The sequence below is a fragment of the Arthrobacter sp. NPDC056886 genome (assembly GCF_042788715.1).
In the GTDB taxonomy this organism is placed as follows: domain Bacteria; phylum Actinomycetota; class Actinomycetes; order Actinomycetales; family Micrococcaceae; genus Arthrobacter.
The window spans coordinates 74,119-96,743 of the sequence record NZ_JBHUBT010000006.1 but is presented as its reverse complement, the minus strand read 5'-3'; the positions used below and the strand labels follow the sequence as shown (position 1 = coordinate 96,743).

At 66.5% G+C, this 22,625-nt stretch carries 18 protein-coding genes and 1 tRNA gene; 6 read left to right on the top strand and 13 right to left on the bottom strand.

The genetic code is table 11. The annotated features are described in order from the left end of the window. Positions 1-9: 9 nt before the first annotated feature. From dop to ACFRJ8_RS11690, 5 genes are all read right to left on the bottom strand, one after another. Entirely contained in the window at positions 10-1,683 is a 1,674-nt protein-coding gene (dop, locus tag ACFRJ8_RS11710) for a depupylase/deamidase Dop (RefSeq protein WP_377986329.1), read from the bottom strand. Further along, on the bottom strand, positions 1,680-3,491 hold the full coding sequence (gene arc, locus ACFRJ8_RS11705) for a proteasome ATPase (protein WP_377986328.1): 1,812 nt from the start codon (positions 3,489-3,491) through the stop codon (positions 1,680-1,682). The genes dop and arc overlap by 4 nt, the downstream gene beginning before the upstream one ends. Before the next feature lie 84 nt (positions 3,492-3,575). Beyond that, on the bottom strand, positions 3,576-4,655 hold the full coding sequence (locus ACFRJ8_RS11700; RefSeq protein ID WP_377986327.1) for a tRNA (adenine-N1)-methyltransferase: 1,080 nt from the start codon (positions 4,653-4,655) through the stop codon (positions 3,576-3,578). Between the two features lie 101 nt (positions 4,656-4,756). Then, a complete protein-coding gene (locus ACFRJ8_RS11695; protein ID WP_377986326.1) occupies positions 4,757-5,944 on the bottom strand; it encodes a site-2 protease family protein in 1,188 nt (395 codons plus the stop codon). After that, entirely contained in the window at positions 5,937-6,698 is a 762-nt protein-coding gene (locus ACFRJ8_RS11690) for an HAD family hydrolase (protein WP_377986325.1), read from the bottom strand. Before ACFRJ8_RS11690 ends, ACFRJ8_RS11695 begins: the two co-directional genes overlap by 8 nt. 153 nt (positions 6,699-6,851) lie before the next feature. On the opposite strand from ACFRJ8_RS11690, the gene ACFRJ8_RS11685 reads away from it, so the two are divergent. After that, entirely contained in the window at positions 6,852-7,757 is a 906-nt protein-coding gene (locus ACFRJ8_RS11685) for a PAC2 family protein (RefSeq protein ID WP_377986324.1), read from the top strand. 23 nt (positions 7,758-7,780) lie between these two features. Here ACFRJ8_RS11685 and mshC read toward each other — a convergent pair whose 3' ends face one another. Continuing rightward, the gene (gene mshC, locus ACFRJ8_RS11680; RefSeq protein ID WP_377986323.1) at positions 7,781-9,070 is read right to left on the bottom strand and encodes a cysteine--1-D-myo-inosityl 2-amino-2-deoxy-alpha-D-glucopyranoside ligase; all 1,290 of its coding nucleotides are present in this window, start codon (positions 9,068-9,070) and stop codon (positions 7,781-7,783) included. Positions 9,071-9,085: 15 nt separating this feature from the next. Beyond that, the gene (locus tag ACFRJ8_RS11675; protein ID WP_377986322.1) at positions 9,086-9,919 is read right to left on the bottom strand and encodes an undecaprenyl-diphosphate phosphatase; all 834 of its coding nucleotides are present in this window, start codon (positions 9,917-9,919) and stop codon (positions 9,086-9,088) included. A gap of 51 nt (positions 9,920-9,970) precedes the next feature. Here ACFRJ8_RS11675 and ACFRJ8_RS11670 point away from each other — a divergent pair, with 51 nt between their 5' ends. Both ACFRJ8_RS11670 and ACFRJ8_RS11665 read left to right on the top strand, forming a co-directional pair. Further along, positions 9,971-10,906: an aldo/keto reductase gene (locus tag ACFRJ8_RS11670; RefSeq protein WP_377986321.1), complete on the top strand. Its 936-nt coding sequence runs from the start codon at positions 9,971-9,973 to the stop codon at positions 10,904-10,906. 62 nt (positions 10,907-10,968) lie between these two features. After that, positions 10,969-12,294 carry an alpha/beta hydrolase gene (locus ACFRJ8_RS11665; protein WP_377986320.1) on the top strand — a complete coding sequence of 442 codons (1,326 nt, stop codon included), beginning with the start codon at positions 10,969-10,971 and terminating at the stop codon, positions 12,292-12,294. A 90-nt stretch (positions 12,295-12,384) separates the two neighbouring features. On the opposite strand, the gene ACFRJ8_RS11660 is transcribed toward ACFRJ8_RS11665, so the two are convergent. Beyond that, the gene (locus ACFRJ8_RS11660) at positions 12,385-14,970 is read right to left on the bottom strand and encodes a phosphatidylglycerol lysyltransferase domain-containing protein (RefSeq protein WP_377986319.1); all 2,586 of its coding nucleotides are present in this window, start codon (positions 14,968-14,970) and stop codon (positions 12,385-12,387) included. A 337-nt stretch (positions 14,971-15,307) separates the two neighbouring features. Continuing rightward, positions 15,308-15,580: a hypothetical protein gene (locus ACFRJ8_RS11655; RefSeq protein ID WP_377986318.1), complete on the bottom strand. Its 273-nt coding sequence runs from the start codon at positions 15,578-15,580 to the stop codon at positions 15,308-15,310. Positions 15,581-15,619: 39 nt separating this feature from the next. Here ACFRJ8_RS11655 and ACFRJ8_RS11650 point away from each other — a divergent pair, with 39 nt between their 5' ends. Then, on the top strand, positions 15,620-15,853 hold the full coding sequence (locus ACFRJ8_RS11650) for a DUF5703 family protein (protein WP_377986317.1): 234 nt from the start codon (positions 15,620-15,622) through the stop codon (positions 15,851-15,853). A 71-nt stretch (positions 15,854-15,924) separates the two neighbouring features. On the opposite strand, the gene ACFRJ8_RS11645 is transcribed toward ACFRJ8_RS11650, so the two are convergent. Both ACFRJ8_RS11645 and ACFRJ8_RS11640 read right to left on the bottom strand, forming a co-directional pair. After that, positions 15,925-17,088, bottom strand: coding sequence for an acyl-CoA dehydrogenase family protein (locus ACFRJ8_RS11645; protein WP_377986316.1), 1,164 nt, complete (start codon positions 17,086-17,088; stop codon positions 15,925-15,927). Positions 17,089-17,102: 14 nt separating this feature from the next. After that, positions 17,103-18,419, bottom strand: a complete 1,317-nt coding sequence (locus tag ACFRJ8_RS11640) for a M20/M25/M40 family metallo-hydrolase (protein WP_377986315.1) — start codon at positions 18,417-18,419, stop codon at positions 17,103-17,105. Positions 18,420-18,582: 163 nt separating this feature from the next. Between ACFRJ8_RS11640 and ACFRJ8_RS11635 the strand changes: the two genes are divergently transcribed. Both ACFRJ8_RS11635 and ACFRJ8_RS11630 read left to right on the top strand, forming a co-directional pair. Next, positions 18,583-18,665: transfer RNA gene (locus ACFRJ8_RS11635), tRNA-Leu, on the top strand. Between the two features lie 332 nt (positions 18,666-18,997). Beyond that, entirely contained in the window at positions 18,998-19,729 is a 732-nt protein-coding gene (locus ACFRJ8_RS11630) for a hypothetical protein (RefSeq protein WP_377986314.1), read from the top strand. 70 nt (positions 19,730-19,799) lie between these two features. On the opposite strand, the gene ACFRJ8_RS11625 is transcribed toward ACFRJ8_RS11630, so the two are convergent. Together ACFRJ8_RS11625 and ACFRJ8_RS11620 are read right to left on the bottom strand one after the other, a co-directional pair. Next, positions 19,800-20,897, bottom strand: a complete 1,098-nt coding sequence (locus tag ACFRJ8_RS11625) for an AI-2E family transporter (RefSeq protein WP_377986313.1) — start codon at positions 20,895-20,897, stop codon at positions 19,800-19,802. Positions 20,898-20,934: 37 nt separating this feature from the next. Continuing rightward, positions 20,935-22,455 (bottom strand): CHAD domain-containing protein, encoded by a 1,521-nt coding sequence (locus ACFRJ8_RS11620; protein WP_377986312.1) that lies wholly within the window; start codon positions 22,453-22,455, stop codon positions 20,935-20,937. Between the last annotated feature and the right edge of the window lie 170 nt (positions 22,456-22,625).

Genomic DNA, 22,625 nt, shown 5'->3' with positions numbered 1-22,625 from the left:
GCTTTATTCCTAGGAACCGGGGGCGAGTCCCAGCAGTTCGGCCAGGAACGTCCCGGCCTCCCGGTGCCGCGCAAACAGGCCGCCGGTCAGGGCTTCGGTTCCGCGCAGCGGCTCGCGGGTAGGGACCCGCTGGAGCCTGCCGCGGCCGGGGACATCGAAGATCACCGAGTCCCAGCTGGCCCCAGCGAGGTCCGCGCCGAACCGGCTGACGCAGCGTCCGCGGAAGTACGCCCGCGTGTCCGACGGCGGTTCGGTCACCGCACGGGCGATCGCGGCGTCCTCCAGGATGCGCTGCATCCGGTCGCGGGCCAGCAGCCGGTAGTAGAGCCCCTTTTCGGGCCGGATGTCAGCCCACTGCAGGTCCACGAGGCCCAGCCGCGCGTTGTCCCAGCCCAGGCCGTCGCGCTGCCGGTAGCCCTCCAGCAGGGACAGCTTGGCGAGCCACTCCACCGAGGTAGCGGCCGCCGCCCGGTCACTGCCAAGTTCGCCCAACGTGGCGGCCCACCGTTCCAGGACCTCGTGGGTGTGGCCATCACCGTCCACCGCGTCCGCGACGCCGGTGTCCTGCGCATGCTTTGAGGCGGCCTCCAAATAAATCCACTGCAGGTCAAGGGCGGTGATCCGCCGGCCATCGCCCAGGCGCAGCAGCGCCGTGAGCGACGTGTCGTGGCTGACGGCCTGCAGCGCGGCGACCGGCTCGTGGACTTCAATCCGCGGCGCCAGCCCTGCCTCGATCAGACTCAACACCATGGCGGTGGTGCCGAACTTGAGGAAGTTGGACGCCTGGCTGAGGTTGGCGTCGCCGATGATGACATGCAGCCTGCGGTATTTGTCCGCGGTGGCGTGGGGTTCGTCCCGGGTGTTGATGATGGGGCGGCGGATGGTGGTTTCCAGGCCCACTTCGGTTTCGAAGAAGTCAGCGCGCTGGCTGATCTGGTAGCCGGCCCGGGCGCTGTCCTGCCCGAGGCCCACCCGCCCGGCACCGCAAATGATCTGCCGGGTCACGAAAAACGGCGTGAGGCCACGGACGATCTCGCCGAACGGCACCGCGCGGGGCATCAAGTAATTCTCGTGCGAGCCGTAGGAGACCGACTTGTTGTCCGTGTTGTTCTTGTACAGGTTGACCGGCGGCAGGGCGGGATCCGCTGCGAGGCGCCGGACGGCGGCCAACGCCACCAGGTCACCGGCGGCGTCCCAGGTGACGGCGGCCCGGGGGTTGGTCACCTCGGGGCTGGAATACTCCGGATGGGCGTGGTCCACGTACAGCCGTGCGCCGTTGCCCAGCACCATGTTCATGAGCAGCGTGCCGGACTCGTCCTCGCCGTCGGCCTCGAGTTCCTGCCGCCCGTAGGCGAGGGCGATCGCCTCGGCGTCGAGGACGGGAGGCTGGTCGGTGAGTTGTTCCGGGTCGGCGCTGCTGCGCTCCAGGGTCCAGCCGCGGGCATCGTGCAGCGGCTCCTCGTCGGTGTAGTCCCACCGCGTCTCGGCGCCGCCGGCGGCGCGTTGCCGGGTCACCTGGGCGTACGCCTGAATGACCCGGGCGGACATCATTGTGGCGTTGGCTCCGGGGGCCGAGGGCGCGTGGATGCCGTATTCGGTCTCCGAGCCCATCACCCGCATGGCCCCGCCGACCGGCAGGCCGCCGGAAGTGTCGGCGGGCTTGCCGGGGACGACAGCCGTCACAGGTACTGCCCTGTGCTCGGCATCGTCTCGATGGACTTCCCTGGCTCCTGGCCGGCCTTGCCCTGGACGATGGTGCGGATGTACGTGATGCGTTCGCCCTTCTTGCCGGAGATCCGTGCCCAGTCGTCCGGGTTGGTGGTATTGGGCATGTCCTCATGTTCGCGGAACTCGTCCACGACCGCCCGCAGCAGGTGGTCGATCCGCAGGCCCTTCTGCCCGATGGTCAACAGGTCCTTGATGGCGTACTTCTTGGCCCGGTCCACGACATTCTGCACCACGGCACCGGAATTGAAGTCCTTGAAGTAGAGCATTTCGGTGTCGCCGTTGGCGTAGGTCACCTCGAGATATTCGTTGGACTTCTCGGTGGAGTACATCGCCTCGACGGTCCGCTGGACCATGGCGTCCACGGTCGCCTGCACATCGCCGTTGTGCTCGGCGAGGTCGGTCTCGTGGAAGGGCAGGTCCGTGGTGATGTATTTGTTGAAGATGTCGGCCGCGGCCTCAGCGTCGGGCCGCTGGATCTTGACCTTGACGTCCAGGCGCCCCGGCCGCAGGATTGCCGGATCGATCATGTCTTCCCGGTTGGAGGCGCCGATCACGATCACGTTGTCCAGCCGTTCGACGCCGTCGATCTCGCTGAGGAGCTGCGGGACAATGGTCGTTTCGACGTCGGAGGAAATGCCCGTGCCGCGGGTGCGGAACAGGGAATCCATCTCGTCAAAGAACACCACCACCGGGCTGCCCTCGGACGCCTTCTCCCGGGCGCGCGCGAAGATCAGCCGGATGTGCCGTTCGGTCTCGCCGACGTACTTGTCCAGCAGCTCCGGTCCCTTGATGTTCAGGAAGTAGCTCTTCATGTCCGTCTTGCCCGCGCGCTCGGCGGCACGCGCGGCCAGCGAGTTGGCGACGGCTTTGGCGATCAGGGTCTTGCCGCAGCCGGGCGGGCCGTACAGGAGGATGCCCTTGGGTGCCTTCAGCCCGTGCTCCCGGTACAGGTCCGGGTGGAGGAACGGCAGTTCGACGGCATCGCGGATCTGCTCGATCTGCGGGCCCAGGCCGCCGATGTCCTGGTAGGTGATGTCCGGAACCTCCTCCAGCACGAGGTTCTCCACTTCCGAGCGCGGGATTTTTTCCAGCGCGTAGCCGGTGCGGGAATCGATCGACAGTGCGTCGCCCACCCGGAGCCGCTGGGCGAGGAGGGCACCGGAAAGCCGGATGACCCGCTCCTCGTCGGCGCGGCCCACTACCAGGGCGCGGTCCGGCCCCAGCATCTCCTTCAGCGTGACGAGGTCCCCGGCCCGTTCGTACCCGAGTCCGGCGACCACCATCAGGGCCTCGTTAAGCAGGACCTCCTGCCCGACGGCCAGCTGACTGATGTTGACCAGCGGGCTGATCCCCACGCGCATCTTGCGGCCGGCGTTGAAGATATCCACGGATTCTTCCGTGGCTGCCTGTCCGCTGTTTCCGGCCGTCGGCTGCCGCTTCGGGTTGAGCTGGAGGATTGTGCCGAAGCTGTATGGCGGCTGCCCCTCCTGGTCGAGGGCGTTTTTCAGCCGCAGGATCTCTGCCTTGGCCGTTTCCAGCATGCTGACCAGCTTGGAGTTGTTTTGGGTCGCGGCGGCAAGCTGGCGGTCAATGTGGCGGAGTTTATCCCGGAGAATGTTGACCTGCCGCTCTGCGACGGACAGCTCACTGGCGGCGTACCGGTCACCCTCACCGGCTGCGGCGCGGCCCGTACCCGTGCGTGCGGCAGCATCCGCTGCGTCCTCGGCCGGTGTGCGGCCCGGGTCAGTATTCGGAGTCTCCATCGTGCATCAGCCCCTTCCTGCTCTTCTGTTAAGACCATAGCCCTAAGAAGGCGGGTGCCGCTGGAGACATCCGAAATATGCTGCCTAGTTCGTTATCTCCGGGGCGTCGACGACGTTTGTTCCGGCGATGGCATCGCGGGCGGCGCGGCGCAGCTTCTTGTCCGAGACCGCACGTTCGCCGACAGCACCCGGGGTCCACGCATTGACGTCTTCTTCGTTAAAGTCGGTCTTGGAGGGGCGGCGTTTCACCGAAATTCCAGTGACGCCGTCGGCGAGGCGGCGGGTTACCAGCAGGAAACCGGTGTGGGCGACCATGCGGTGGTCCGGGCGCACGGCCAGGCCCTCGAGGTGCCAGCCGCGGACCATGGATTCCCACGCGTCAGGTTCGGTGAAACGTCCGTCCGCGCGGATGGCTTCGGCTGTCCGCGAAAGCTGCGTCACAGTCGCGACATAATTGATCCACACTCCGCCGGGAGCCAGGACCGTGGCGACGGCGTCGAGGCATTCCCACGGGGCGAGCATGTCCAGGACCACGCGGTCCACGGAGCCGGGTTCCTCGGTCCGCACCACTTCCTCCTGGAAGTCGCCGAGCGAGATCTTCCAGGCCGGGTGCGGGCCGCCGAAGATGGTCTCGACGTTGCCGCGGGCGATGTCCGCGAACTCCTCGCGGCGCTCAAAGGAATGCAGGTACCCGTTGTCCCCCACCGCGCGCAGCAGGGAGATGGAAAGGGCGCCCGAGCCGACGCCGGCTTCAACAACGCGCGCGCCGGGGAAGATGTCCGCCATGGTCACGATCTGGCCAGCGTCCTTGGGGTAGACCACGGCCGCGCCACGCGGCATCGAGAGAACGAAGTCCGAGAGCAGCGGCCGCAGGGTCTGGTACTGCTGCCCGACGTTGTTGACCACCACTGAGCCGTCCGGCTTGCCGATGATCTCGTCGTGGTTCAGGAACCCGCGGTGGGTGTGGAAGGCCCCGCCGACCTCGAGCGTGATCGTGTTCATGCGGCCGCGCTCATCCGTGAGCTGGACCCGCTCGCCTTCGCGGAACGGTCCGCGGCGGCGCGCCGCGCCGGTTGCACCGTTCGGGGTGTTAGTGCCTGCGGCGGTGGTCGTGCCTGCGGGGGTGGTGGCGGTGTTAGTGCCTGCGGCGGTGTCGCTGCTCATGAAGATGTTCCTCGCTCCTGTAAAGCTGTGTGGCCGCGGACATGCCGGCGGGCACCGGTCCTTGCGCGTGGGGGCCGGAGAATCACGACCGCCCAGTAACTCTACCGGTTCTGCCCCTGGTTCTGGCGTTCGTTCCGGTACTTGCCTGTAATGGCAAGCAGGACGGCGGACTGGCGCAACAGCCCGGTGACCGCGCCCTCGCGATCCACCACCGCGTACTCCTTCCCTTCAAGCTGAGCCAAGTACTGGACCAGCTCCTGGCCCTTGGACCATTCGGGGACATAGGCGCCGGCGCCAAGGGGGTAGGAGACCGCGGTCAGGGCGGTCGCCGCGGCCAGGGCGGCGGGCACGGTGGCGGCGGCCGCGGCGTCGACGATGCCCACGGGCCGGCCGTCCGGGTCGCACAGCACCACGGTGGGCTTTCCTGCCGGCGCCCGGTCCAGGAAGTCGGCCACCGTGGCGGTTTCCGGAAGCCCGAGGGCGGGTTCGGCGAGGGCCGCGGCATCGACGAGATACAGTCGGCCGCGCAGGCGGGCCTGCTGGATCGACGCCGACGCCCCCATCCACAGGAAGCTGCCCACGAGGGCGGTGATGAGAGTGAAGGAAATATCCGGCCGTGCACCGCTGACCAGGGGCAGGACAATGAACCACAGGGCCAGGCCGATCACGATGATCCGGCCCGCCCAGCCGGCGGCAATAGTGCCCTTTTCCTGGTTGCCGGTTATTTTCCAGACGGCGGATTCGACCAAGCGGCCCCCGTCCAGCGGAAGGCCGGGAAGCACGTTGAAAATGCCGATCAGCAGGTTGGCCCAGACAAAGATGTTGGCCAGGATATCCGCCACGCCGCTCAGGTCCCCGTACGCGAGCGGGAGCCAGCCTGCGCCGGCCAGGACGAAGTTCGCCGCCGGGCCTGCCATCGCTACCAGGACGGAGCGGCCAGGTGAGGCGGTGAAACTCTCGAACTGGGTGTGGCCGCCCCAGAGGTTAAGAACAATTTTCTCCGTGGGCCAGTGGAACAGCTTGGCAGTCAGCGCGTGTGCGAGTTCATGGGCCAGTACGGAAATCAGGAGCAGCAGCGCGTAGGCGAAGGCGACGAAGAAGGCGGTGACGCCGAGGCGCGGGTTGTTGCTCTGCAGGACCGGGCCGTACGCGATCACCGTGAAGGCCGCGATGATGAACCAGGAGTACGCCAGAAAGACCGGGATGCCGGCAATGCGGCCCAGCGGGATCCCCTCCCGGCGGCTGGGCGTATTTTTGCCCGGCTGTCCCTGGCTGCCGGTGTCAGCCACGGGGAAGACTCCCGGCCGAGAGGGCCGCTGGCTCCGCCGCGCGCCCGAACGTGGCGTCCGGGAATTCCTGCCGCAGGGCCACGAGCTCTTCCAGGTCCGCAACTGTGCGGCCCTCGAGGGTGTCCCAGGTGGCGCGGCGGGGATCGTGCGGGAGGGGCAGGATGTGCGGGATGCCGACCGTGACGACGCCGGAGGCGATGGCGGCGGCGACCCCCGGCACGGAATCTTCCAGGGCCACGCAGTGGTGCAGGCCAAGTTCCGGGTCCTGCCGTTGCAGGAGTTCAACGGCCGTCAGGTAGGCCTCCGGGTGCGGCTTGCCCTGGGTGACTGTGTCCCCCGTGACGAGGAACTCGAAGTAGGGCTCCGGCAGGCTCGCAACGATCTCCCGGGCCAGCGGGGCCTCGGACATGGTGACGAGGGCGCAGCGGACACCGGCCTTGTAGAGTTCGTCGAGCAGTTTCCGGGCACCGGGGCGCCAAGGAACGGAGTTCCGGACCTGGCTGACCACATGGGCCGTGAGGGTGTCGATAATGTCGCGGCGTTCCATCGCCACGCCGGCTTCCTGCAGGATGCCCGCGGAAAACGTCAGGGCCTGTCCCACGAGCTGCAGGGCCTGGTCCTGGGACCATTGGCCGCCGTGGGCTTCAACGAGGGCGCGTTCGGCTTCAATCCAGTAGGGCTCGGTGTCGACAATGGTGCCATCCATGTCCCAGAGTGCTGCTTTAAGGAGGGGCCGGGAAGCTGAGGATCGCATGCCTTCCAGTCTACGGGGAAGCCCGCGGCGGGGTGCCCGCGCTACGCCTACGGCGAATTCCGCCCGCCCGGCCGTGGGATTCCGGGCGGAAATCGGGCACGCGCAGCGCCCGATTGCCTGCGCGGGGCGGGGTCTTGGACGTAGGGTGATGGCATGAACAGCTTCGAGGCAGACCCCACCGAACCAGGCGCCGTCTCCGAGCCGGAGCGGCTGCTGCAGCCCGTCCCCGAGGGCCGGCGCATCACCGTCATGCTGGCGGCCTTTGAAGGCTGGAACGACGCCGGGGAGGCCGCCAGCGATGCCCTGCGCTATCTGAACAAGCTCTGGGGCGGCAAGAAGATCGCGGCGATCGACGCCGATGAGTACTACGACTTCCAGTTCACCCGGCCCACGATCCGGCGGACGGCGGCCGGTGAGCGAAAGATCAAGTGGCCGTCCACGCGGATCTTCAAGGCCAGCGTCCCCGAGTCGAACGTGGACGTCATCTTCGTCCAGGGCACCGAGCCGTCTTACAAGTGGCGTGCTTACACAGCGGAGCTGCTGGTGCACGCCGAGGCCATGCATGTGGACTACGTCATCCTGGTCGGTGCGCTGCTGGCCGACGTTCCGCACAGCCGGCCGATTCCGGTCAGCACATCCACGGACGACGCCGCACTGCGTGAACGGATGGACCTGGAGGCCTCGCAGTACGAGGGGCCGGTGGGGATTGTGGGGGTGCTCGGCGAAGTGGCGTTGCTGGCAGGGCTCCCGACGGTCTCGCTGTGGGCGGCCGTGCCGCACTACGTGGCCCAGGCCCCGTCACCGAAAGCGCAGCTGGCCCTGCTGCACCGGATCGAGGAGCTGCTGCAGGTCCCCCTGGACACCACGGAACTGGTGGAGGAAGCCGACGCGTGGGAGCGCGGCGTGGACGAGCTCGCCACCGAGGACCCCGAAATTGCGGCGTATGTCCGCCAGCTGGAGGAGGCCAAGGACACCGCGGACCTTCCTGAGGCCAGCGGAGAATCGATCGCCCGTGAATTCGAGCGCTACCTCAAGCGCCGGGGCAAGGACAAGCCCTAGCAGGTTTTGCTGCGGGTGGACGTCTAGAGTTCGACGCCCAGCAGGGCGTTGACGGCGTCGCTCACCAGCGCGGCGTCCGTGGCCGAGGCGGCCGGGGTTTCCAGTGCGATTCCGAGGGCGGACTGAGCCCAGGCATCGACGGCCGCGAGGGCGCCGGGCGCGTTGAGGTCATTGGCGAGTTCAGTCCGCATCCGGCCGACCAGGGCCGCGGCCGTGCCGCTGGGTGCCACGGCGAGGGCCTCACGCCAGGTGCGCAGCCGGTCCTTGGCTTCGGCGAACCCTCCGGCGGTCCAGGACCAGTCCGAGCGGTAATGGTGGGCCAGGATCGCCAGGCGGATCGCGGCCGGCTCTTCGCCGTCGGCGCGGAGCTTGGAGACCAGGACCAGGTTGCCCTTGGATTTGCTCATCTTTTCCCCGTCGAGGCCCACCATGCCGGCGTGCGCGAAGTGGCGGGCCAGCGGCACGCCGGCCAGTGAGTACGCGTGGCCGGCGCCCATTTCGTGGTGCGGGAAGATGAGGTCAGAGCCGCCGCCTTGGACGGTGAACGGTTTGGGCAGGTACTCCTGGGCGATCACGGTGCATTCGACGTGCCAGCCGGGCCGTCCCTCCCCCAGCTCGCCGCCGGGCCAGCGGGGCTCGCCCTCGCGGGCAACCCGCCAGAGCAGCGGATCAAGCGCCTGGCGCTTCCCGGCACGGCCGGGGTCGCCGCCGCGTTCGGCGAAGAGCTCCAGCATTTCGGCGTCGGAGAGTCCGGAAATGGACCCCAAGGTCCAGGCGTCGACGGCGTCCGACGAGTGCTTGCCGGCCGCCTCGACGTCGTAGTAGACGTCGCCGTCGGGCTCGCCGCCGGTGCCGGGGACGCGGTACGCGAGTCCGTTGTGCAGGAGGCGCTCGATGGCTGGAACGATCAGGGGAACGGCCTCGACGGCGCCGATGTAATGATCCGGGGCGAGGACGTTCAGGGCCTCCATGTCGGTCTGGAAGAGCTCGATCTGGCTCGCGGCGAGTTCGCGCCAGTCGATGCCGGTGGCCGTTGCACGCTCCAGGAGGGGATCGTCGACGTCGGTCACGTTCTGGACGTAGGCGACGTGCTGGCGGCCGTCCCGCCACGCACGGTTCAGGAGGTCGAAGGCGACATAGCTGGCCGCGTGGCCCATGTGCGTGGCGTCATAGGGGGTGATGCCGCAGACATACATGGACTGCTCGCCCGTGGCCTCCAGGGTGACGATGCCGCCCTTGGCGGTGTCGAATAGGCGCAGGGCGGGCATGCTGCCGGGGAGCTGGGCAACGGGGCGGGAGATCCAGGATTTCACAGCCCAAGCCTAGTGCTAGGCGCTGATGACATTGAAACCGAGCAGCAGGAACAGGGACATTCCCAGGAGGATCCTGTACCAGACAAAGAGCCGGTAGCCGCGGGTGGAGACGTACTTCAGGAACCAGCCGATGATGACATAGCCCACGATGAAGGCGATCACCGTGGCCAGGGCCGTTTCCGGGAGTCCGTACGGGCCGGTGATGCCTTCCTTGGAGACTACTTTGTACAGCTGGTACAGGCCGCTGCCGAATACGGCGGGGATGGCCAGCAGGAATGAGTAGCGGGCCGCTGCCTCACGGGTGTAGCCCATCAGGAGCCCGGCGCTGATGGTGCCGCCGGAGCGGGACACCCCGGGGAAGAGGGCCAGGGCCTGCGCCAGTCCGTAGTAAAGGCCGTGTTTGTAGGTCAGCTGCGTCAGTTCGCGGTCCTGCCGGCCGATGGTGTCTGCCACCGCAAGGACCATGCCGAAAATAATCAGCATGGTCGCGACACCCCACAGGCTGCGGAGCACGGACTCAATCTGGTCCTGGAACAGCAGGCCGAGGACGATGATCGGGACGCTGCCCAGGATCACCAGCCAACCCATGCGTGCATCCGGGTCCTGCCGGGACACTTTGCCGGTCAGCGAACCGGACCACGCGCGGATGATCCGCAGGATGTCGCGCCAGAAATAGACAATCACGGCCGTCTCGGTGCCCAGCTGGGTAATGGCCGTAAAAGCCGCGCCGGGGTCTGACGCCTCCGGCAGGAAGGAGCCGACAATCCGCAGATGGGCGCTCGAGGAAATCGGGAGGAACTCGGTCAGCCCTTGTACTAGGCCCAGCAGAGCCGCTTGTATCCAGTTCACGTTTATAGACCCTACGTTATGAAGCACGGTGACTCCCGTAAGCTTGCTGGCATGCAGCAGCGTTATGTCGGCAACAGTGGGTTGCGCGTGTCCGCCCTATCCCTTGGCACCATGTCCTGGGCCCGGGAAACCGAGGAACAGGATGCCGCCGCCCTCGTGCGGTCCTTCGTCGATGCCGGCGGAACCCTGATCGACACCGCGGCGTCCTACGCCGACGGGCAGGCCGAGGCGATGCTCGGCGGAATGCTGGGCGACGTCGTGGCCCGTTCCGAAGTGGTGATTTCCACCAAGGCCGGACTGACGACGGCGGACGGGCGCCGCGGCGTCGACACGTCGCGCAACGGCATGCTCTCCGGGCTTGACGCGAGCCTTGCCCGGCTGGGAACCGACTACGTGGATCTCTGGTTCGCCCACGCCTGGGATGCCAATGTGCCGCTGGAGGAGACCCTGTCCGCACTGGACCACGCCGTGCGGTCCGGCCGGGCGCGTTATGCCGGCGTCTCCAACTTCAACGGCTGGCAGACAGCCAAGGCCGCGGCAATAGCGGGCTTTCCCCTCGTGGCCAACCAGTCCGAATACTCGCTCCTGCAGCGCAGCGCTGAGATCGAGCTGATTCCGGCCATCGAGGACGCCGGGCTGGGCCTGATGGCGTGGGGTCCGATCGGCCGCGGAGTCCTGAGCGGAAAATACCGCGGCCACATCCCCGGGGATTCCCGCGCCGCCAACCAGCGGCTCGCCACGTACGTGGAACCCTATCTTGAGGGCCCGGCGTCCAGCGTGGTGGAGGCTGTCGCCATGGCGGCGAAGGGGCTCGGCCGGACGCCCCTGGATGTGTCGCTGAGCTGGCTCCTCTCCCAGCAGGGAGTGGCAACCGCAGTGGTCGGCCCCCGGACACCGGTCCAGCTCAAGGAGATCCTGGATTCGGCGCTTGCGCCGCTCCCGCCGGAGATCGCCCAGGCGCTCGAAGACGTGTCCGACCCGGCCTGAGGCCGGGGTAGCGTTCGGGCTTTTCCGGGCTGATTCTCGGCTTTCTTTCTTATTCTTGCCCCATGAACCTGCAGAACCTCGCGATCACTGCCGGCGTCGTGCCTTGGGTTCTCTATGTCTTGGCGGCGGCCGCCCTCGCGTGGCTCGTTTGGGGGCGCCGGAGGCATCTGTCCCGCTGGGTGCCCGGCGCGGCCATGGCTGCAGGCCTTTTGTGCATCCTGGTGTGGCTGTTTTCGGAGCGGGTGTGGAACTTATGGGGTTCCCCGCTGCCGAAACGCGTCTATGCCTATGCCGGCGTCGGCATCCTGGCCCTGCTTCTTATCGTGCCCAAGATCCTGGACCTGCGCCGGGTGCCGGCGCGCATCGCCGTGGTGCCCGCCGCGCTCGTCGTCGTCCTGGCCTCGGGGTCGCTGATCAACCAGAACTTCGACTACTACCCCACCCTGGGCTCAGTCTTTGGGGACGCCGGCGTCAAAATGGAAAGCCTGGAGCAATTCAAGAGCCAGGAAGGCCGCGACCCTGCACCAAAGGCAAAGCGGAGCGACTCCCCCACCACTCTCGCGAACTGGACCCCGCCGGAGGGCATGCCGAACCAGGGGACGGTGGTCAGTGCGTTCATCCCGGCGTCCATCTCCCATCAAGCCTCCTCGGCGGCGTTCGTGTACCTTCCCCCGGCGTACCTCGCGACGCCGAGGGCCAATCTTCCAGTCCTGGTGCTCATCCACGGCGTCCCGGGCGGGACCAGCGACTGGATCCGCAACGGCCGGATCGGGCAGTTCATGGACGACTATGCAGCCTCACATAAGGGCTTGGCGCCGGTGGTTGTCATGCCCGACGCCGGCGGGAAGTGGGCCAGTTACCCGCCCCTGTGCATGAACACCAGGCAGGGTCAGGCCGGAACATACCTGAGCCAGGACGTCCCCAACTGGGTCAAGGCGACCTTCGGGGCAGGCACCCACTCCAGCAGTCAGTGGGCCGTTGGAGGCTTCTCCTACGGCGGAACCTGCGCCATGCAGCTGGCCATGAATTACCCCGGGGTCTACCCCACTTTCATCGACAGCTCTGGCGAAAACCAGCCGACCATCAGGCAGGGGCACCAGGTTCTCCTGCAGCAGTACTTTGGCGGCAGCGCCGCTGAGTTCCAGATGCAGAACGCCCTCGATGTCATCAAGACCCGGAAATATCCGGACACGGCGGGCATCGTCACCGTCGGCACCGACGATCAGTTCTACCGCCCCCAGGGAATCCAGGTCTACCGGGGCATGAAAAAGGCCGGTATCAACGTCCAACTCCAGGATGCTCCCGGCGGGCACGCGTGGCCGGCGTGGAGATACGGCGTGGAAAACAACATGGACTGGCTCATGGCCCGCCTCGGCGTCGCCGGCTAGGCCGCAGACCCCCTGGCATCGCCGACCGCTGGCCCCACGCGTGGTGGTACGTGGATACCCCCGCAGCGGCACCAGCGGCGGCTTCATGGCTCAGCCGATGACTCCACGCAGCAGCCGGGCCGTGTGCCGGATGGACATGGTGGGCATGTAGGCCTCGGTGAGCGCCCGTCCGATGACCGGTAGCGCCAGGGGGTCGTGGTACATCATGTACAGCGTCCGGCGGCGCGGGTGGAAGCGCTGTTTGAAGGCGGCCAGGGACCGGAATCCGTAGACCGGTTCGAGGGCGGTACCGAGCCAGTCCAAGAACCGGCCAACCGCTGCGCCGTCTGACGGCCCGCCCGCCGCATCGCCGTCATGAACCGGCGCCAGCGGAGACCCGGAGAGCGAAATTTCCGCCATGGTTCCGTCAAAGTGGAGTACCGCGGAGGCAATCAGGAATTCCATCACGCCTTTGAAGCCGTCCGGGCTTCGCCGCATGAAATCGAGCGTGCGCCCGGTGACGTCACCATTCTTGAACACCGGGAGCCAGCTGGTCACGCCGTGGACCTTTCCCGCCGAATCCACGGCCAGGCACAGCAGCACATTCTCATCCTTGAGTTCTTCAATACCGCCCAGGGTGAATCCCAACTCCGGCAAGGTCTTTTCGGAGACCCATTCTTCGGAGATTTCGTGGACCTGGGTTCGCAACGTTCCCGTGAGCTCGGCGTAGGTGAACCACTGGGCCTCAACGGACAGTTTCCGGGCCTTGTTGAGGGCCGTGCGGACTCCCTGCCATTCCTTGCCCTTGAACTCGATGTTGCCCAGCGGCAGCAGGGTCTCCTCGGCCACCCTCACGCGGCTGAATCCAAGGTCCCGCAACAGGGTCCAGTGGTCATCTGTGACGGAGTACCAGCATGGGGAGAGCGACTGTTCGGCGCAGAATGCGGTGAACTCCTCAATGGCCTTCTCGAAGTCTTCGGGTTCGCCGAAGGGTCCGCCAACGGTCAGCGCCACGTTGTAGTGGATCTGGTAGCCGATGCCTACGGTCTCCGCGCTGTTGAACCAGTACCGGTTGTTGGGCCAGAGGGCCATCCAGGACAGCGATCCGCCGCCCTGCCGCACCAGCCGCCGGGCCAGGGAGATGCCACTGTCCGCCCTAAGGTCCCGGAGGTGGCGGCTGACGAACATGGCGAGGATGCTGATGAGGCAGATAAGCCAGAACGCGGCGCCACCGTAGCTGAAGATGAGGGGCGACCACACGCCATGCGGGTATACCGACACGGAGTACCGGAAGGAGAACGGATACGGCAGGAACATCTTTGGCAGGGTGGCCAAGAGGGCAAGCAGGCCGGCCCGGTGGTAGTAGTTGTCCTCAGCGAACCATGCCACCACGTACGCAGTGACAAACACCGCGAAGACACTTGCCAGCAGGAGCAGTGAGCGGCGGCCCAGAACCGGATCGGCGTCGACGTTGAAGTGCCTGCGGGCGGCAAACAGTGCGGCCGCGATGAGCAGGGGCACCAAGACCACCGGAAGAACTTCCGCGATGCCCGAGTCCACGGAGAGGACCCGTGACCCACTCCGCAGAGAGGTTCCGAACTGGGCGAAGAGCTGCAGGTAAATGGCGGAGAGAACACCGATCACCAGCTGGACCGACATCGCCACCCACAGGGCAACCCGGTTTCCCCGGCGGAGCCCCTCCGCGCAGACCAGCAGCAGGACCAGGGGAACCAGCGCGAGGGCTTCGCCGCCAGGCCCGCGTAACCCGGGGCTCTGAATGACCTGAAGGCAGGAAAGGTCGACGGCCGCTGAGCAGTTCGCCTGCAGATCGTTGATCGTGGGGATGGGGTTGACAACCAAGTTCCTGAGGACCGCGAGCGGCCCGGAGGGTGCCTTCGCCAGGCTGGCCAAGACCGGGCCCGCGGCAAAGACCGCCACCACCATTGACAGGAGCGCCCTGACTTCCCGGCTGGTGGAATGGACGAAGTGGCCGCCTCCGTGCCGGCCGCCCATCACGGCGCCGATGCCGAGTCCGCACGCGACTCCGAGCAGGCTGTTGAGGTTCTGCGGATGCCCGATATACAACAGCAGCATCACCGTCACGGAGATGCTCACGGACCGGATCCTCCGGCGCCAGAGAGCGCTGATCCGCGGGCTTGCGGACATGACAGCGGCCAAAGACGCAGCGTAGGGTCCCAGCGGCGCCGGGTGACGGAGTGTGGCCAGCCATTCGCTGCCCATGACCGCACCGGTCCAGGCCACTGCAAAATACAGGAGCAGTGCGCCGAGGTGCCCGCCGACGAACGCGACGGCGGTCCGGCCCCATCCCATGGTGACTTCAGCCAGGCCGACGCACGCCAGGATCACGGCGGTTGCCAGCACATAGGAGGCGAGCGGTCCCGGGAACAACCAGGAGGTAAACAGCGACCCCCACTGGCCGCGCATCAGCAGATCAGGGCCTATGGACAGGGCTGACCCGAGCGCGGGCGGCGGCCCTGAAATCACGGAGCCGGTGACGACTCCAACCGCCCACATCACTAAAGCAAGGGACAGAGCCAACGGGATCCTGATGATGCTCCGTGCCAGCCGCCCCAAGAACCGGACAGGCCGGCTCCGCCGGACACGGTTCCCGGCCGCAGAGGATCCGTCCGTGGGGACCAAAGCAACGGCGAGGTTGACCGAGGGAACGTCACTCACGCGGCTCCCGGGCAGGTTCACAGTTCGCCACAGTGCAGGCAACGACAAACCTCCGACGTCGGACAAACCCGGGACACGGATCGTCTGTCAACCGTTCCGAAGCCGACCGGGGATTCGGACGGCGTCCCGGGGGTCGAACGCCGACAGAATACTCCCGAAAGCTGGGGAGTTCCGGTGAAGACGGTTAGCCGGAGGCCTTCAAATATCCGCGCGGAAAGGGACGGCACCACCTAAGATCACGCCGTTCTGCACGCGTCCGAGGCGGCCCGGGTCCGGGCAAAGAGGGTTCCGCAGGTCCTTGAATTTCCGAGATCAGCCAGCCCTCAGAGAGTCTTTGTCAGCTCTCCGAGTTCTGCAGGATTTCGAGGTCCTCTTCGTCGTCGATATCGTCATCGTCTTCGTCGTCGTCCTCGTCGATGACTTGGAGCGGCGTCACTTCCCCATACGCCTCGTACAGGGCGTCGTCGTAGACTTCAAAGGCGTCAGCAACGGCGAAGAACGCCGCTTCGACCGCGGGATCCCCGTCACTTCTGCGGGCGGAGGCCGCCGCCAGGTGTTCTTCCAATGCAGAGGTCAGTGACTGAAGCGCGACACGCGGATCGATGCTCATGACTTCACGTTAGTCGGAAAAAGACGAAAATGGAGAGCAATGAAAGAACATTTTCTGAGCAGCTCGGTCCGACGGGAACGGGACTATGTCAAGCAGTACGAGTACCTCGTTCTGACGGTCGGCCCTGAGGATTCCCTGCACGAGGCCCGCCGCCGGCTCGTGGAGCACTCCGAATACGGCAAGTGGGAATTGGAACGCAGCCGCCTCTACGTGGGCGGCGGGCGGCGTTTCTGGTTGCGCCGGAAAGTCATCCAGGTCCAGCGCACCGTCTAGGGCTCCCCGCCAATGTTGCCACGGGCATCGGCCGGAGCAGGGGCATCGAACGCCGCGGGGTCCGAGGCCGCCTAAGACGTGTCCAGCGGGCCCAGCCAGGCGTTCGCCACGGTATTGTGCGCCGATTCGTCATCTGACGGATGGAACATGCCGGCCAGCACGTCCCGGTACAGCCGCTCCAGCTCAGAGCCCCGGAAGTAGCTGGATCCTCCAGACACCCGGATCGCGAGATCCACCACGGCGCGCGCCGTTTCCGTGGCCCGGACCTTGAGGCCCACGAGCCGGGGGAACCACTGGTGGCCGTGGTCCACGAGTTCGTCGACGTCGGCCGCCACGCGGGACAACTGCGGGTAGAGCGCATCCATCGCCATCGCCGCCTCTGCCACCTTCCAGCGGATGTCCGGGTCCTGGGCGTAGCTGCGGCCGCCGTTCTTGAACGACGTCCGGCGCTTCACCGCTTCGACCCCGAGCGTGAGGGCCCGTTCGCCGATGCCCGTATACACGGCGGCGAGGAGGGTTTCGAAGCAGGCAAAGATCGCGAATATCAAGGGGTCGGCGTTCGGGCCCACCGGCAGTTTCCGGAAGATCCGTTCCGCCGGCACAACGGCGCCGTCCAGGAGGGTCGTGTTGGACTGACTGGCCCGCATGCCGAGCGTGTCCCAGTCCGGGAGGATCTCGTAGCCGGGCGTAGCCCGGGTGATGAATCCATGGACCAGTTCCCCGGCGCCGTCCTGGGCGGAGGAGTCCTTCCCGAAGATCCCCAGCCGGGTCCATGCCGGTGACAGGCTTGTGAAAATCTTGCGCCCAGTGAAGCTGTAGCCGCCGTCGGGCAGCGGCACGGCCTCGGTGCGGGAATCGAACAGCACGGAGTCGTTGCCGGCTTCCGAATTGCCGAAGGCAAAGACCTCTCCCTGCGCGGCCTCCCGGAGGATGAAATCGAGCGAGGAGTCACCCCGGGCGGCCAGCACCTGCGCGACGCCGGTCCACACCAGGTGCATGTTGATCGCCAGTGCGGTGGCCGGCGCAGCCGTCGCCAGCAGGCGCTGCAGCTGCGCCGCCCCCGTCAGCCCGAGTCCGAGGCCGCCGTCGACCGCGGGGACAAAGATCTTCAGGTAGCCGGCCGCCTGAAGGTCCGCAAGGTCCTCATGGAAGAAGGCGTTGTCGCGGTCGTACCCGGCGGCGCGCCCCCGGATCCGCTCCAGCAGCGGCCCGGTGAGAATGTCTTCGGGCGTCATGGCCGGGTGTCCGCTCAGTAGTTGGTGAGCAGGGTGTCCAGCACCCGCGCGCCGAATTTCAGGGAATCCGCCGGGACGCGTTCGTCCACACCGTGGAACATGCCGGTGAAGTCGAGTTCGTCCGGAAGCATCAATGGGGCGAAGCCATAGCCGGTGATGCCCAGCCGGCTCAGGGACTTGTTGTCGGTCCCGCCGGACAGCGTGTAGGGCAACACCTTGGCGCCCGGATCCTCGGAATGCAGGGCATCGATCATCGAATCGACGAGGTTGCCGGCGAAGGGCACCTCCAGGGAGACATCGTTGTGCACATAGCTGATGTCCACTCCGGTGCCGGCGAGCTCCCGGACGATCTCCAGGATGTGCTCCTCCTGCCCCGGCAGGGTCCGGCAGTCGATGAGGGCCTCGGCCGATTCCGGAATGACGTTGTGCTTGTAGCCGCCCTTGAGCAGGGTGGGATTGGTGGTGTTCTGCAGTGTGGCGCCGACAAAGCGGGCCACAGTGCCGAGTTCCTTCAGGATCTTGTCCGGATCGTCGGGATCGAATTCCACCCCGGTCAGTTCGGTGACACCGTCGAGGAACTGCCGGGTGGTCGGCGTGAGCTCGATCGGCCAGTTGTAGGCGCCAATCCGGGAGACGGCACCGGCAAGCCTGGTCACCGCATTGTCGGTGTTGATCTGGGAGCCGTGGCCTGCACGGCCGTGGGCAACAAGGCGGAGCCAGGAGAGGCCCTTTTCCGCGGTCTGGAGCAGATAGGTGCGCTGCCCGCCGATAGTTGCGGAAAAGCCGCCCACCTCGGAGATCGCTTCCGTGGCGCCCTCAAAGAGTTCGGGCCGCTTATCGACGGCGTAGCGGGCGCCGTAGGTGCCGCCGGCTTCCTCGTCGGCGAAGAACGCGAAGATGAGGTCCCGCTTGGGTTTGCGTCCCGTGCGGGCGAAGTTGCGCAGCACGGACAGGATCATGGCGTCCATGTCCTTCATGTCCACGGCGCCCCGTCCCCAGATCAGGCCGTCCTTCAACTCGGCGCCGAAGGGGTCAACGGACCACTGCTCGCGGAGGGCCGGGACGACGTCCAAGTGGCCGTGGACCACCAAGGCGCTGGCCGAGGGGTCCTCCCCCGCCAGCCGGGTCACAACGCTGGCGCGGCCGGGGGCGGCCTCGAAGATTTCGGCCTCCAACCCCACTTCCGCCATGAGCCCGGCGGTGTATTCGGCGGCAGCGCGTTCACCGGGGCCTGAGCCGTCACCGTAGTTGGATGTGTCGATGCGGATCAGCTCTTGGCAGATCCTGACGACCTCGTCCTCGGGCCTGGGTTCGGTCCGGTTGTCAGTCATTGCGGCTCCTCTTGGCGGGTGGCTCAATTGCTGGCTTCAGCCTACTCACACCCCCGGCAAAGCCCCGATTATTTGTTTCCGGAAAAGTCGTGCTAGAGTCTTTCTCGCTGCTTCCGAGAAAAGCAAAACGCTGAGAGGCGAAAACTTCCCGGAATTACCACCTGCGCGGGTGGCGGAATGGCAGACGCGCTAGCTTGAGGTGCTAGTCCTCGAAAGGGGGTGGGGGTTCAAGTCCCCCTCCGCGCACAAGGGAAAACCCCTGGAATCCAAGGATTCCAGGGGTTTTTTTCTGTCCTCGCCCCGACGGAATCAAAAACAGGTAGTTTACTCTCTGTTGCGCGGCCGACCCGGGCCTGTAGCCTGACCCCATCGCGTCTGGGAGCGGTGCGCGAGGGGGAGCTTGCACCGGCCTTCCGTCACCACGGGCTACGGACAGAAACCACCCCTCACGCGGCTTTCCGGCGAGTAGCTACAGGCCGCACCGGCCGGGTCCTTACCGGGACACTTCGGCTGGTCGGTACCGGAGTGCGCCGCCCAAGACCGGGAGGCGGACCGGTAAACCGAGAAGGTGGACACCCATGCAGCGAAGAAGCACACCGCCGGCCGTCATCCTGGTCGCATTCCTTGCCCTCACCGGTTGCGGGGCGGGCACTGGCACCGCGACGGCAACGTCCCCCGTAACGCCAGCGGCAGCCCAGACAGCCACTCCCACCCCGACTCCGACGAAGAGCTTCAGCAATGCGGACCTGAGCGGTCTGCTGACAACGCTGAAGGATGCCCAAGGTAAGCCGCTGACCGTGGTCCCGTCAGCACAAATCGACCAGGGCATCCTCAAGGCCAAGGAAGTGCTCAAGACAGCCGTATTCACTCCAGCGGCCTGCAAGTCCTTCGCTGACAGCAACGCCCAGATTCCGGACGGCAGCACCTACGCGGGCGCCACGTCGATCTCGGCAACTGACAAAACGGCAACTGTGGTTACTGTCATTGCCCTCAAGGACGCCCAAACCATGACCGAACAACTGAACGCATCCCAAGCCTCAGCTGCGAAGTGCAAGACTTTCACCATCGAAGCGGCCGGCCAGAAAATCACCACGGAGACCACCCCTGTTGCTGCCGAGACTAACGGGGATATTTCCTTCGCGGCACTCACCAAGCAGCACCTGGCCACAGGCCAGGCCCAAACTGCTCTGACCGTTACCGGCATCAAAGGCAACCTTGCCGCAACTGCCGTAAAGACAGGGCCGGCGGTCACCCAGCAAGCGTCAGCCGAACTGACCCAGCTGATCAACACGGTCCTCGCCCACGGCTGACGATCCATTGGTCCAGGCTCCCCGGGCACCGGCGCCCGTCTTGGGAGTCTGGACCAGCTGCCGGCACCCACTATTGCCGCCCCTCCCCCGCCGGCTGTTCAGGTTTTGCCAGCGGATCGCGGCCGGACCACGTCTTGAGAATGGTCCAGGCCACGGCGGTGATTGGCACGGCCAGCAGCGCTCCGACGATGCCTGCCAGCACCGTGCCCGCCGCCAGGACCAGCAGGATGGCGAGCCCGTGGATGCTGAGCACTTTGCCCATCAGGACCGGCTGCAGGAAGTGATGTTCTAGCTGGTTCACGCCGATGACGACGGCGAGAACGATAAGCGCCTGGATGGGGCCATTGGAGATCAGGGCGACGGCAATGGCGAGGGTGCCGGCGACGGTGGCGCCAACGATCGGGATGAACCCACCCATGAAGATGAACACGCCCAGCGGTAGGGCCAGCGGTACCCCCATGATGGCCAGGGTGATCCCGACGACGAGACCGTCGATCGCGGCGACGATGGCGGTGCCGCGGACGTAGCCGCCCAAGACGATGGTGCTGCGGTCCGCGGCCAGGCGTGCCTTGGCGCGTTGGTCAGCGGGCAGGAAGCCGATGAGAAAGGTCCGGATCTCAGGCCCGTCCTTGAGGAAGAAGAACAGCGTCACAGCCATCAACACCGCGCCGGCGAAGATTTCCCCCAGAGTGCGTGCCCCCGTGAGGGCTTCTGCACCGAAAGTGCTGGAGGTGAAGAACTCCCGCACCGAGCCGATGGCGGCGGTGATCTGTTGGTCGCTGACGGGGAAAGGTCCGGTGGTAAGGAAGGAGTGCAGCTGGTCAACCCCGGCGACGGCGCGGGCTGAGAGCTCGGCCCACTGCCGGGAGACGAGGAACACGATGCCGGTGATGACGCCGCCGACCACGGCGAGGATGGCCACGAACGAGGCAACGACGGCGAGGGCACGCGGCCACGAGCGCCCTGTGAGCCAGCGGACCAGCGGGGAGATTGCGGCGGCCAGGATCACGGCGATCAGAACCGGAATGATGACGAACGGAATGCGGGTCGCTGCCCAGATAATCGCCCAGGCGAGCGCGGTCACCGTGAGCGCCTGGACGGAACGGATGCTGGCGCGGCCGAGTCCGTCCGACCATATGGCCGCAATACCGCTGCGGGGCTCCGTCATGGGCGGTTCTCTCCTTCGCCGCGCTGGGATGTCGCCGCTACTCCCAGTTCAGGGGTTTCGGCTTGGACTTTCGCCACACATCGTAGAACCGCTCGCGGGCCTGATCGCCGCGCAGCTGCTCCAACGCATGCAGGCGCCCGTAGCTGAAGCTGGTGCCCCCATCGGCCGGGGACTGTGCCGCGAGTGCGAGCAGTGTTTCCCGGGTGACGACGCTGTCCTGGAAGTCTCCGAGTATTTCCTGGATGCCCTCGGCGGCCCGGGCAACGGCATTTGCGTGTTTGCCGAACATCGGCGCCGCCGCCTCGGCGGCATAGCGCAGCCGCTTGGCGCTCTTTCGAACTTCATGCAGTGCGACATCCTGCGGTCCCCGTCCGGTGGCCCTGTCGACGGCGCGGACCGCCTTCTTGAGGCGCTTTTGCTCGGCCGAGACGAGCCGGCCAACTGTCTGCGGCGCTTCCTCTTGTGCTGAGGCGCTGAGCGGAGGTGCCGCAAGGAACGCGTCGAGGGAATCGAGGAGGCGGAAGTATCGGTCGCTGTCCAGCGCGGCCAAGCCTGCGGCACGGCCCTGTTGCTGGACGGTGCCGAGGTGCTCATCGATTTCCTGCGCAACTGGACCAATCAACAGTTCCGTCGGTTCGGCGTTGATCATGTCCTTCAGCCGGGCGCGGATGACCTCGGTATCCCGGGCCTGTCCCACAGCGCCGGCGAGCCACTGCAGTTCAGCCCGCAGGACCTTGGCCGACGTCGTATCCGTCAGCTTCCGGAAGGTCACCAACGCTGACCGTAGGCGGCGGGCGGCCACCCGTAGTTGATGCACGGCGTCCGGGGCGTCGACCCTGACGCCAGGGTCGTGCATCTTCAGGGCGCGTATTTGTTGGAAGATGTAGGACAGCGCGACGTCCGAGGCGGGCCCGTCCCGGACCGGCTTTGGGGCCGCAGCGGGATCACCCGGATAGTTGGGGCCGAGCGCCTTGGCCAGCTTGGACGGCAAACCGGATAGGGGTACTCCCTCGGCTGCGAGCAGTGTGTCGGCGTCCTGGAGCAGCTGTCGGGGACCGTCGGCCAGTTCAATTTCCCACTCCCGCCACCGCGACGGTTCCGCCGGGGCTAGCAGGGATTGTGCCTCGACATAGTCGTCGCTGAAGTGGGCCAGGACCGCGCCGTCGGCAGCGTACAAGGGGGTCGACGTCCGGTTGGTCTTGATGCGTACTACGGGCACCAGCACATGGCTGCGGGTGTGAACGAGCACGAGCTGGCGCAAGAGCTCCGGCACGGCATCCCGATCGCCGCCCAGCGCCTGCCCTATTTCCCGCCGCTCCCCCGCGGTGACTGGGAGTTTGAGGTGCCAGCCTGCGTCCGGACCGCCGGACCGGCGGCGCAGTGTGATCCTCTGCGCGGCCAGCGCCAGTGCCTCGGTATCAAAGTAGACCGCGTCCAGCTGTTCGTTGACGGGTAGCCCGACGCGATCCACCCCGTGGATTGAACCCAGCTGCGGGAGGGCGTCGGCTTCCGAAGGGCAGTACTTGTGTTCCACCTCAATGACTTCGGAGCCGGCCATACTCCATTCTAGGAATCGGCATGCCCCCTCGCCCGTGCCCAAAGCCCCCTATCAAATGGAACCCTTCACGGCGCCTGCGCCGGCCAGGGTGCACGTGGCGAAGCTCCGGTCAAATAGCGGTTGACCGGAGCTTCGGGACCATTATGGGCAGTGCTTCCTGTGTATTGGCC

Bases quoted from the DNA above. Each gene is read 5' to 3' on its own strand.
- arc (WP_377986328.1), bottom strand. From the start codon at position 3,491: ATGGAGACTCCGAATACTGACCCGGGCCGCACACCGGCCGAGGACGCA.
- ACFRJ8_RS11700 (WP_377986327.1), bottom strand. From the start codon at position 4,655: ATGAGCAGCGACACCGCCGCAGGCACTAACACCGCCACCACCCCCGCA.
- ACFRJ8_RS11690 (WP_377986325.1), bottom strand. From the start codon at position 6,698: ATGCGATCCTCAGCTTCCCGGCCCCTCCTTAAAGCAGCACTCTGGGAC.
- ACFRJ8_RS11685 (WP_377986324.1), top strand. From the start codon at position 6,852: ATGAACAGCTTCGAGGCAGACCCCACCGAACCAGGCGCCGTCTCCGAG.
- ACFRJ8_RS11670 (WP_377986321.1), top strand. From the start codon at position 9,971: ATGCAGCAGCGTTATGTCGGCAACAGTGGGTTGCGCGTGTCCGCCCTA.
- ACFRJ8_RS11665 (WP_377986320.1), top strand. From the start codon at position 10,969: ATGAACCTGCAGAACCTCGCGATCACTGCCGGCGTCGTGCCTTGGGTT.
- ACFRJ8_RS11655 (WP_377986318.1), bottom strand. From the start codon at position 15,580: ATGAGCATCGATCCGCGTGTCGCGCTTCAGTCACTGACCTCTGCATTG.
- ACFRJ8_RS11650 (WP_377986317.1), top strand. From the start codon at position 15,620: ATGAAAGAACATTTTCTGAGCAGCTCGGTCCGACGGGAACGGGACTAT.
- ACFRJ8_RS11645 (WP_377986316.1), bottom strand. From the start codon at position 17,088: ATGACGCCCGAAGACATTCTCACCGGGCCGCTGCTGGAGCGGATCCGG.
- ACFRJ8_RS11640 (WP_377986315.1), bottom strand. From the start codon at position 18,419: ATGACTGACAACCGGACCGAACCCAGGCCCGAGGACGAGGTCGTCAGG.
- ACFRJ8_RS11630 (WP_377986314.1), top strand. From the start codon at position 18,998: ATGCAGCGAAGAAGCACACCGCCGGCCGTCATCCTGGTCGCATTCCTT.
- ACFRJ8_RS11625 (WP_377986313.1), bottom strand. From the start codon at position 20,897: ATGACGGAGCCCCGCAGCGGTATTGCGGCCATATGGTCGGACGGACTC.
- ACFRJ8_RS11620 (WP_377986312.1), bottom strand. From the start codon at position 22,455: ATGGCCGGCTCCGAAGTCATTGAGGTGGAACACAAGTACTGCCCTTCG.